Annotated in this window: 10 protein-coding genes; 4 read left to right on the forward strand and 6 right to left on the reverse strand. The window is 72.1% G+C overall.

From position 1 onward, the window contains the following. Positions 1-14 precede the first annotated feature (14 nt). From ACWDUD_RS05055 to ACWDUD_RS05065, 3 genes are read left to right on the forward strand one after another with little or no spacing between them, the layout of a single operon-like run. Positions 15-1,622, forward strand: coding sequence for an amidohydrolase (locus tag ACWDUD_RS05055; RefSeq protein ID WP_450108543.1), 1,608 nt, complete (start codon positions 15-17; stop codon positions 1,620-1,622). Next, positions 1,619-3,250: an apolipoprotein N-acyltransferase gene (gene lnt / locus ACWDUD_RS05060; RefSeq protein WP_450108544.1), complete on the forward strand. Its 1,632-nt coding sequence runs from the start codon at positions 1,619-1,621 to the stop codon at positions 3,248-3,250. The genes ACWDUD_RS05055 and lnt overlap by 4 nt, the downstream gene beginning before the upstream one ends. Beyond that, entirely contained in the window at positions 3,250-4,032 is a 783-nt protein-coding gene (locus tag ACWDUD_RS05065) for a polyprenol monophosphomannose synthase (RefSeq protein WP_197250259.1), read from the forward strand. The genes lnt and ACWDUD_RS05065 overlap by 1 nt, the downstream gene beginning before the upstream one ends. A 73-nt stretch (positions 4,033-4,105) precedes the next feature. On the opposite strand, the gene ACWDUD_RS05070 is transcribed toward ACWDUD_RS05065, so the two are convergent. The 5 genes from ACWDUD_RS05070 to ACWDUD_RS05090 all read right to left on the reverse strand — a co-directional run bounded on the left by ACWDUD_RS05070 (position 4,106) and on the right by ACWDUD_RS05090 (position 9,047). Beyond that, entirely contained in the window at positions 4,106-5,089 is a 984-nt protein-coding gene (locus ACWDUD_RS05070) for a diiron oxygenase (RefSeq protein WP_450108545.1), read from the reverse strand. After that, positions 5,089-5,997, reverse strand: a complete 909-nt coding sequence (locus tag ACWDUD_RS05075) for a prephenate dehydrogenase dimerization domain-containing protein (protein ID WP_450108546.1) — start codon at positions 5,995-5,997, stop codon at positions 5,089-5,091. Before ACWDUD_RS05075 ends, ACWDUD_RS05070 begins: the two co-directional genes overlap by 1 nt. Then, positions 5,994-8,087: an aminodeoxychorismate synthase component I gene (gene pabB / locus ACWDUD_RS05080; protein ID WP_450108547.1), complete on the reverse strand. Its 2,094-nt coding sequence runs from the start codon at positions 8,085-8,087 to the stop codon at positions 5,994-5,996. Before pabB ends, ACWDUD_RS05075 begins: the two co-directional genes overlap by 4 nt. Before the next feature lie 7 nt (positions 8,088-8,094). Beyond that, entirely contained in the window at positions 8,095-8,445 is a 351-nt protein-coding gene (locus ACWDUD_RS05085; protein WP_450108548.1) for a chorismate mutase family protein, read from the reverse strand. 263 nt (positions 8,446-8,708) lie between these two features. Continuing rightward, a complete protein-coding gene (locus tag ACWDUD_RS05090; protein WP_420753528.1) occupies positions 8,709-9,047 on the reverse strand; it encodes an RNA polymerase-binding protein RbpA in 339 nt (112 codons plus the stop codon). A gap of 182 nt (positions 9,048-9,229) precedes the next feature. On the opposite strand from ACWDUD_RS05090, the gene ACWDUD_RS05095 reads away from it, so the two are divergent. After that, complete coding sequence (locus ACWDUD_RS05095; protein WP_450108549.1) at positions 9,230-9,562, forward strand: hypothetical protein; 333 nt, start codon at positions 9,230-9,232, stop codon at positions 9,560-9,562. 100 nt (positions 9,563-9,662) lie between these two features. Here ACWDUD_RS05095 and ACWDUD_RS05100 read toward each other — a convergent pair whose 3' ends face one another. Further along, positions 9,663-10,280, reverse strand: coding sequence for a hypothetical protein (locus ACWDUD_RS05100; protein ID WP_450108550.1), 618 nt, complete (start codon positions 10,278-10,280; stop codon positions 9,663-9,665). Between the last annotated feature and the right edge of the window lie 18 nt (positions 10,281-10,298).

The raw sequence follows: 10,298 nt of genomic DNA on the forward strand, positions 1-10,298 counted from the left end.
CACACTGGACGCTCGTGAGTCCAGCACCGCACACCCAGCTTCTCGTCGGCGGCCGTATCTACAGCGCCGGCGCCCCCGATGCCACCGCGATGGCCGTCACCGACGGGCAGGTCGTGTGGGTGGGGGCCGACCGGCCCGGCCGCGCGCTGCACCCGGACGCCGAGATCGTCGACCTGGACGGCGCTTTCGTCGCCCCCGCGTTCGTCGACACCCACGTGCACGTCACCGCCCACGGCCTGGCCCTGACCGGGCTGGACCTGACCGGCGCCACCAGCCGGGAGGACGCGCTGCGGCGGCTGCGTGAGCACGCCGCCGGCTGCGACGACCCGGTGCTGTGGGGGCACGGCTGGGACGAGAGCCGCTGGCCGGACGCGACCGCCCCGACCACCGCCGACCTCGACGCCGCCGCCCCCGGCCGCGCCGTGTACCTGACCCGCATCGACGCGCATTCGGCGGCCGCGTCCACCGCGCTGCGCGCTGCCGCCGACCCGGCCGCACTTGCCGGCTGCCACCCCGAGCAGCCGCTCACCGCCGCCGCGCATCACGCGGTGCGCGCCGCCGCGCGCGCCCGGCTCACCGCGGCGCAGCGGGCCCGGGCGCGGGCCGCCGCCCTCGACGACTACGCCGCGGCGGGCATCGTCGCCGTCCACGAATGCGGCGGCCCCGACATCTCCGGCCGCGACGACTTCACCGAACTGCTCGGCACCGACCACCCGGTGCAGGTGCGCGGCTACTGGGGGGAAGCGGTCGGCACCGCCGAGCAGGCCGCCGAGCTGCTCGCCGCCACCGGCGCGCACGCCCTCGGCGGTGACCTGTTCGTCGACGGCGCGTTCGGCTCCCACACCGCGTGGACGACCGGCCCCTATGCCGATCGCCCCGACTGCTGCGGCACCGCCTACCTGACCGGCGAGGAGATCACCGCGCACGTGCGGGCGTGCACCACCGCCGGTATCCAGGCCGGGTTCCATGTCATCGGGGACGCGGCGGTCGCCGCCGCGGCCGCCGCGTTCGCCGCCGTCGCCGACGAGCTGGGCGGGCCCGCCGTCGCCGCCCGCGGGCACCGGCTCGAACACGCCGAAGCCCTCACCGTCGAGCAGGCCACCCGGTTGGGCCGGTGGGGGGTGATCGCGAGCATGCAGCCGATGTTCGACGCGCTGTGGGGTGGCCCGGGCGGGATGTACGCCACACGGCTCGGCGCCGACCGGGCGGCCGGACTGAACAACTTCGCCGGGATCGCCTCGACCGGGATGTCGCTCGCGTTCGGCTCCGACGCGCCGGTGACCGCGGCGCGGCCGTGGCCGATGCTGCGCGCCGCCGTGCACCATCACACACCGGGCAGCGGCATCTCACCGCGCGCCGCGTTCGCCGCCGCGACCCGCGGCGCGTGGCGGGCCGGTGGGGTCCGCGACGGGCTGGCCGGCACCCTCGATCCGGGGGCGCCGGCCTCGTATGCGGTGTGGGAGGCGGGGGAGTTGGTGATCAGCGCCCCGAAGGACAGCGTGCAGCGGTGGTCGACGGATCCGCGGTCGCGGGTGGCGCCGCTGCCGGATCTCGCACCGGGCACGGACGATCCGGTGCTGGTGCGCAGCGTGCACCGCGGCCGGATCGTGTACGAGCGGTGACCGGGCCGGCCGCGCGGGCGGTGCGGGCGGTGGCCGTGCGGGCCGTGCTGTCGGTGCTCGCCGGGCTGTTGCTGTTCGCGAGTTTCCCGCCGCGCCCGTTGTGGTTCCTCGCCCCGCTCGGCATCGGTTTGCTGATCACTGTATTGATTGCACAACCGCTGCATCGACGTGCCGGGTTCTGCTATGGATACCTCGCCGGCCTGGGCTTTCTGGTGCCGCTGCTGCCGTGGATCGGGGTGTACGTCGGGCCGTTGCCGTGGCTGGCGCTGGCCGCGGTCGAGGCCCTGTTCGTGGGGTTGTTCGGAGCGCTGGTCGTGCACGTGCGGTCGCTGCCCGCGGCGCCGCTGTGGATCGCGGCGTGCTGGTCGCTGACCGAGTTCCTGCGCGCGAGCGTGCCGTTCGGCGGATTCCCGTGGGGGCGGCTGGCGTTCGGGCAACCCGACGGGCTGCTGGTCGCCCTGGCCGCGGCCGGCGGCGCCCCGCTGGTGTCCTTCGCGGTCGCCCTCACCGGTGCCGGGGTGGCCGCCCTCGTCGTCCGGTCCAGCGCGCCGCGGCGCGGACCGCTGCTGCGGGCCGCCGCGGTGACCGTGGCGGCCCCGCTGTGCGCGGCGGCGGTGTGGCCGTTGCTGCCCGCCCCCGACGCCGGGGACCGCACGATCACGGTCGCCGCGATCCAGGGCAGCGTGCCGCGCCTGGGCCTGGACTTCAACGCGCAACGCAAGGCGGTCCTCGACAACCACGTCGCCCGCACCCTGGAACTGGCCGCCGAGGTGCGCGCCGGGACCACACCGCGCCCGGACGTGGTGATCTGGCCGGAGAACGCCTCGGACATCGATCCGCTGCGCAACCCGGACGCCGCCGCCGACATCACCGCCGCGGCCGCCGCGATCGGTGCGCCCATCTCCGTCGGTGCGGTCCTCGTCAACGGCGACGGCACCACCACCAACTCGGTGATCGTGTGGGACGCGGCGACCGGGCCGGGGGAGCGGCACGACAAGAAGATCATCCAGCCGTTCGGCGAGTACCTGCCGTACCGGTCCTTCTTCCGGTTGTTCTCCGAATACGCGGACCGCGCCGGGCATTTCGTGCCCGGCCACGGCGACGGGGTCGTGCACGCGGCCGGCATCCCCATCGGGGTCGCGACCTGCTACGAGGTGGCGTTCGACCGGGCGCTGCGGGAGGCCGTCGACGCCGGCGCGCAACTGCTGGCGGTACCCACCAACAACGCCACCTTCGGCGACACCGAGATGACCTATCAGCAGCTGGCGATGTCCCGGCTGCGGGCCGTCGAACACGGCCGCACCGTCGTGGTGGCCGCCACCAGCGGGGTCAGCGCGATCGTTGCCGCCGACGGATCGGTCCTGGAACAGACCCCGTTGTTCGAGCCCGCGGTGTTGGTGGCGCAAGTGCCGCTGCGCACGACGACTACGCTGGCTAGTCGGCTCGGCCCGATCCCGGAACTCGTTCTGTGCGTCGGCGCCGTCGCCGCCGCCGGTGCCGCCCTCGTGCGGGCCCGGCGACACAACACCGCGGGGTCGCGTCCACAGCCCGGACACGGCACCGAGCCGGCCGACGCCGGCACCGCAGGATCACCGGCCCAGGCCGGTTTCGACAGGGAGGACCATTGATGGCAGCGGCGACGCCGGCCGGGGATCACAGCGCGCCGAGCGCACGGACCCTGGTCATCATTCCGACGTACAACGAGCGGGAGAACATCCGCCTGATCGTCGGCCGGCTGCATGCGGCGCTGCCGGACGTGCACGTGCTCATCGCCGACGACGGCAGCCCGGACGGCACCGGCGCGGTCGCCGACGAGCTGGCCGCCGCGAGCGAGGGCCGCATCCACGTGCTGCACCGCACCGAGAAGAACGGTCTCGGCGCCGCCTACATCGCCGGCTTCCGGTGGGGTCTCGAACGGGACTACACGGTGCTGGTGGAGATGGACGCCGACGGCAGCCACGCCCCGGAACAGCTGCACCTGCTGCTCGAAAAGGTCGACGCCGGCGCCGATCTGGTCCTCGGCTCCCGGTACGTGCCCGGCGGCACCGTCGTGAACTGGCCGTGGCACCGCGAGGTGCTCTCCCGCGGCGGCAACCTCTACTCGCGGCTCGCCCTCGGAGTGAAGATCGCCGACATCACCGGCGGCTACCGCGCCTACCGGCGCGAGGTGCTCGAGACCCTCGATCTGGACGCGATCGAATCGCACGGCTACTGCTTCCAGGTCGACCTCGCCTGGCGCACCCTGCAGGCCGGGTTCACCGTCGCCGAGGTGCCGATCACCTTCACCGAACGCGTCATCGGCGACTCGAAGATGAGCGGCAACATCGTGCAGGAGGCGCTGCTCAAGGTCACCGTGTGGGGTCTGCGCAACCGGTGGGGCAAGCTGCGCGGACTCGTCGGCCGCGCCTGACGGTCACCCGCCGGCGCCGGTCGAGCGACTGTCCGTACGCCCGGCCGGCGCCGGCGGACACCCGTCCGGAAGATCACCAGTCGATGTGCAGCTCCTCCGCGACACCGAGTTCCGTGCACAGCGACCGGATCGCGCTGCAGTCCTGGACCACCCGCCCCGACTCGGCGGCGGCGACGGCTTCGGCGATCAGTTCCTTGCCGCCGGGGATGCGTTCGTGCTCGACGATCGCCGCCCAGGTCGCGGCGTCACCGCCGGTGAACGCGACGATGCCGTCGGCCAGCGCGTCGAGCAGCACGCGCCGATCGGTCCGCCCCAGTTCGGCGAAGACGATCTTGAGCAGTTCCGCAGCCAGCGACGAGTGACACAGTTCGTCCCGTCGGTGCAGGGCCACTGTAGCCCGGTTGACCGGTTGCAGCGCGTCGTCCTCGGTGAGCAGCCCGAGGTAGGCGCTGATCGAGGTTTCCGCGACGGTGGTGAACGCGAGACGCACCAGCGCCTCGGCGCGGGGGGAACCGGCGCGGGCGACCGCGTCCCGGTGCGCGCGCACGGTCCGGGACGGGGGCAGCACCGACTCCGGCAGCATCCATCCCCGCCGCCGCCGGGTCAGCGCGCTCGCGTTGTGGTGCATCAGCGTGTGGTACTGCTCGTCGACCATCGCCTGCATCACCCCGAGCACGAGGGTGTCGTGCGGTCCGATGCCCAGGGCGTCGCCGGTGACGGAGGCGAATCCGGGATTCACGACGTACTGCTCGATGTCGACGACGTTCTTGTTGTAGGCGATCCAGGCCCAGGCGCGCAGCCGGGCACGACGCCGCTCGTCGAGCTCGCGGTACCGCCGATGGGTGTGGAACGCGATCAGCACCTCGGGGAAATCGAGGCGGTCCGGATCGAACAGGTCGTCGAGGTCGGGTTCGCGTTTCTTGACGGTGGCCCGGATGCCCCAGGACCGGGTCAGGGCCCGGATCACGCTGCTCTCGACGGGCTCGGTGGGGTCGTGCCGGGGCAACGACGGTGGGCGCAGTTGAGCGCGTAGCGAGGTGATGTCGGGTTCAGCCATCACGGCACCCCTGTCTCCCCGGGCGGCGGACGGTCCGTCGTCTGTGGTAGGTCGGCGAAGATCTGCGCGCAGGTTTCACGGTACCGCTCGAGTCGGTCGCCGAGGGGCCGCCGCGCGTGTTCCATGAGGTCCGCGAACCCGGCCGGGTCGGTGTCGACGGCCGCGTCGAGTTCGTCGAGCCCGGCCCGCAGCGCCCGCCGGGCCGCGTCGGCGTAGGGGTTGCCGGTCTGCACGTCCCGGTACACCTCCGGCACGCCGGTGGACACGCGGGCGAGCAACGAGCGCATCAGCACGTGCGGCGGCGGCGCGGTCGCGGCGGCGATGTCGGGGACCCGCAGCCGATCCAGGGCCAGGCCGAACGCGAGGATCGCGGCGTGGGTGAGGGCCTGGGTGGCGGCGGTGACCCGGTCGTGTTCGTCGGCGGACAGTTCCACCACGTGCGCGCCCCAGCGGGTGAGATCGGCGAGGAACCCGGTCACCGCCGGTCCGCGCTGGTGCGCGACGGCCACGACCGGCCGGCCCGCCGGTTCGAGCGACGGCGCGAACATCGGGTTGATGCCGACCGCCTGCACCTGCGGGGCGTGGGTGTGCAGCACGGCGGGCACCGTGGATTTCACCGACAGGGTTTCGACGAGCAACGTGCCCGGGGCGAGCAACCCGCCCAGGACCGGGATCGCCGCGAGCGCCACCGGTTCGGGGACGGCCAGCACCACGGTGGAGGCCGCGCGCAGCGCGGTGGCGGCGCGGGCGATGGGGGCGGTGATGTCCGTGGCCAGCGCGGTGTCGTCGTCCGGTGGCGGGGTCGGATCGAGGATGAGCACCTCGGCGCCGTCCGCGCGCAGCGCCGTCACCAGCAGTGCCCCGACCGCGCCCGCGCCGCCGGCCACGATCACCGGGCCGCCGGTCATCGCCCGGGATCTTCCGGGAGGGGCGGGGTTTCGGACAGGGTGCGGCGCATCGCGACCGCCTTGACGAGGGTTTCGTCGAGTTCGTCGGCCGCGTCGGACAGAGCGACGATGGCGCCGCCGATGCCGAAGCTCACCTCGTGGTCGGTGGCGACCATGGTGCGGATGACGATCGACAGGTCGGCGGCGCCGGTCGGGGACAGATAGCCCAGGGCGCCGGAGTACACGCCGCGGGGGCCGTCCTCGAGTTTGTCGATGATCTCCATGGTGCGCAGTTTCGGGGCGCCGGTCATCGACCCGCCGGGGAACGCCGCGCGCACGCAGTCCACGGCGGACACGTCCGGTCGCAGGGTGCCGCGCACGGTGGACACCAGCTGGTGCACCGCCGCGTAGGTTTCGACGTCGAACAGCTTGGGCACGTGCACCGAACCCGGGACGCACACCCGGGACAGGTCGTTGCGCACCAGGTCGACGATCATCAGGTTCTCGGAGCGGTCCTTCTCGCTCGAGTGCAGGTCCTGCCACAGCATCTCGTCCTCGGCCTCGGTGGCGCCGCGGGGCCGGGTGCCCTTTATCGGTTTGGATTCGACGACACCGTCCGCGTCGATCCGCAGGAACCGTTCCGGGGACGCGCTGAGCACCGAGATGCCCGGGAACTGCAGCAACGCGCTGTAGGGGGTGGGGCTGATCTCGCGCAGGCATTCGTAGGTGCGCAGCGGATCGATGCTGCGTTCGACGGTGGCCATGTTGGTCAGGCACACCTCGTAGGTTTCGCCGCTGCGGATCTCGGCGACGCACTGGCCGATCAGATCGAGATAGCGCTGCCCGTCGTGCCGCAGCCGCATCGGGTGGTCGCGGTCCAGGCGCAGCAGCGGCGCCGCGTCGGGTGCGGGCACGGTCACGTCGTCGAGTTCGGCCAGGGCGGCGGCGGTGCGGTCGAACCAGTCGGTGGTCGCGCGCTCGCCGGGCTGCGCGCTCAGCGCGAGCAGGTAGCAGTGGCCGGCTTCGTGGTCGAGGACGACGGCCCGGTCGGCGAACACCATCGCCGCGTCCGCGGTGGGCGAGGTGTGGACGAGCTGGGCGCCGGCGTCGGCCTTCAGTTCGTAGCCGAGATAGCCGACGTAGCCGAGGCCGAAGGCGAACGGCAGGTCGTCGCGGCGCGCGACCGGACGTTCGGCGAGGCGCCGGTCGATGTGGTCGAAGAAGGTGCTGTGGTGTTCGGTGACGGTGCCGTCGACGGCGTGTTCGCGCACCAGGGTTTCGGCGACGCTGTAGGTGACGAATTCGGCGCGGGGCCCGGAGCCGTCGCCCATCACCGTGAACCGGGATCCGGGTTCGGCCGCGGCGCTGCCGTCGAGCCAGAAACTGTGCGGGCCGTCCGCGAAGAGCCGCTCGAACACGGCCTGCGGGTCGAGATTGCGGTCGAGGCGGCGACTTTCGATGAGATAGCGGGGTTTCGGCGGGGGCAGCGGTGGTGGGGCGGCGACGACGACGGGGCCGCGGGTGGGGGTGGCGTCGCGGAAGTTCACGAGCAGGTCGCGGCCGTGTTCGGTGCAGATGGACTCGGGATGGAACTGCACGCCCCACAAGGGTCGGGTGCGGTGGGCCACCCCCATGAGCAGACCGTCCTCGGTCCAGGCGACCGCTTCGAGTGCGTCGGGGACCTGCTCGACGATCAGCGAGTGATAGCGCACCGCGGCGAAGCGTGGGGGCAGCCCGGCGAACAGCCCGGTGCCGGTGTGCACGATCCGGGCCAGGCGTCCGTGCACCGGTTCGGGGGCCCGCACGACCGGCGCCCCGAACAGGTGGCACAGGCCCTGGTGGCCGAGGCAGACGCCGAGCACGGGCAGTCCGCCGTCGAGCAGTGCCCGGGCGCTGATCCCGAAGTCGCGGGGGCGGTCGGGGCGGCCGGGTCCGGGGGAGACGACGATGTTGTCGAACCGGGCGGGGTCGATGTGGTCCCACGGGGTGTCGTTGGTGACCACGGTCGGCGGCACGCCGTTGACCTCGGCGAGCAGGCTGTAGAGGTTGTAGGTGAACGAATCGTAGTTGTCGACGAGCAGGGTGCGGGTGGGCCGTGCGTCGATGGGCATGGCGGCCTCAGCTCCGGTTCTCGCCGACATCGGCGAGGCGCTGGCGGGCAGGGGGGTCGCCGTCGACGAGCAGGTCCTCGACCCGGCAGGCCTCGTCGATCAGCAATTCGTAGAGGTCGTGCAGAAATTCGGTGGACAGACCGTGGCGGTGGGCGTAGTTCGCGGCGCGCTCGTGGACCTGCTGCATCCGTGCCGGTTGCATCACCGGGATGGCATGGCGCTGTTTGAGATCGGCGATCCGCGCGATGATGCTCAGCCGGTCGCGGACGTCGTCGAGCAATTGGCCGTCCACGTGGTCCAATTCGGCGCGCAGCCTGGCGAGTTCCACTTCCGGATCCGGTGCGTGGTTGTCGTTCATGGCCGTCACTCCCTGGTGCAGCAACAGGGAAATTCCCCCCGGGAATTTCCGATTCGCACGTACGAGTCGTCGCTTTCGATATCGATCGGAGTGCGCTCATGATTACACGCGAAACGATCATGATGCCTTCGATTGACCGTTTTGTGGCGTGCCCGCGTCGCGGCCTTCACACACCGTCGGGAAAAACGCCGAATGCCGCCGCGTGGACGGTGCCACGGGGCGGCATTCGGCGGAGTTTCGGTCGTCCGGGTTCAGGCCGGTGATCAGGCTCCGCGACGCTTGGTCTTGAGCAGTTCGAGGCGCTCCTTGAGCAGCTCTTCGAGTTCCTCGATCGAGCGGCGCTCGAGCAGCATGTCCCAGTGGGTCCGCGGCGGCTTGACCTTCTTCGGCTCCGGTGCGGCGCCTTCGACGAGCGTGCCTTCGAGGCCGTTCTTGCAGATCCAGGTACCGGGGATCTCGGCGTCGTCGGCGAACGGTACGTCGAATTCCTCGCCGTTGTCGCAGCGGTACCGCGCGATGCGGCGTGGCGCCAGATCGTGGTCCCGATCGGTTTCGTAGCTCACCGCTCCGAGCCGGCTGCCTCGCAGTACACGATCTGCCATGGTGGTGTCCTCTCTTGTGTGCTCCGCCCGGGGGCCGCCGTCGGACGGCGAGCAACGACCGGGCGTCGATACGTCCTGTATGCACAACGTCGACGCGGGCGAATCCGTTCCCGCAGCCCGCGGCGCAGCGGGGATGCATCATTTTACCGGCCGCGTGCCCGGCCCCGGTAAGGTGTCGGCCCATGACCGGACGTGAGCGCAAACCGGAGACCTGCCTCTGGTGCGGGCGACCGGTCCCCGATGCCGGGGTGGGCCGTCGGCGCCGGTACTGCCGCCGCTCGTGCCGGCAACGCGCCTACGAGCAGCGGACCCTGACCCGGGAGGCCGGCCTGCCCGACGGCGCGGTGGTGCTCTCCGCGGAGGAAGCGGTCGCGCTCGCCGACCGGGCGTTCGAGGTGCGGTGCGCCGCCGAGGACGTCGCGACCGCGGTCGCCGAAGGCGCGGATACTACAGAGCTGACCGAACTGTGTGCCGAGCTGCTGCGGGTGGCCCGCGCCGCCGAGCGGATCCGCTGACCCGCCCCGTCCTTCTCGGACGCGGAAGCCACCCGCTGTCGCCGTCGGGCGGAGAAACCGCCCCCCTCGCCGTCAGGCGAAGAAGCCGCCCCCCTCGCCGTCAGGCGAAGAAGCCGCCCATCGTGTACACGACCTGGCAGAAGGTGCCGTTGACGTATTCCACGGACCCGAACAGGGCGGACAGGACCGGTCCGGTTCCGGTGTTCACGGTTTTCGACAGCTGGGGGACGCCGTTGACTGTGTCGTCGAGCGTTTCGATGCCGCCGCGGAAGTTGTCCATGTTCAGCCACACGAACTTCAGGTCGGCGCGGGCGGGCTGCACCGGGATGGTGGGGGCGACGAAGATCTTCAGCTGCCCGATCGCGACGTCCGGGTTGACGTTCGGGCCGGGTTGCGCCCACCCGGTGGTCATGGCGTAGGGAATGAATCCGCCGCCGCAGCCGATGCCGAAGGTCGGCGCCGGTTCCATGAACGGCTGGGGCGTGTTGCGCGGCGGGTAGAGGAGGTCCTCGATGATGCCGGCGGGGTTCTTCGCGGCGTCGAGCAGGGCGTCGACGGCTGCGGCGGCGTCGGGGGAGTCGGCGGTGGCGGTGACGCGCAGGTCGTCGGGGGTGAGTCCGGGTGGCGCCGGCTGCGCGCTCGCGTGCGCGGGTAGGGCGACGGCCACGGTTGCGGCGAACAGGGTGCAGAGCGATCGAACGGTCCAGCGACGCGGCATCTCGTGCTCCTTCGGGTC

It is taken from the genome of Rhodococcus sp. NPDC003382 (genome assembly GCF_053589135.1).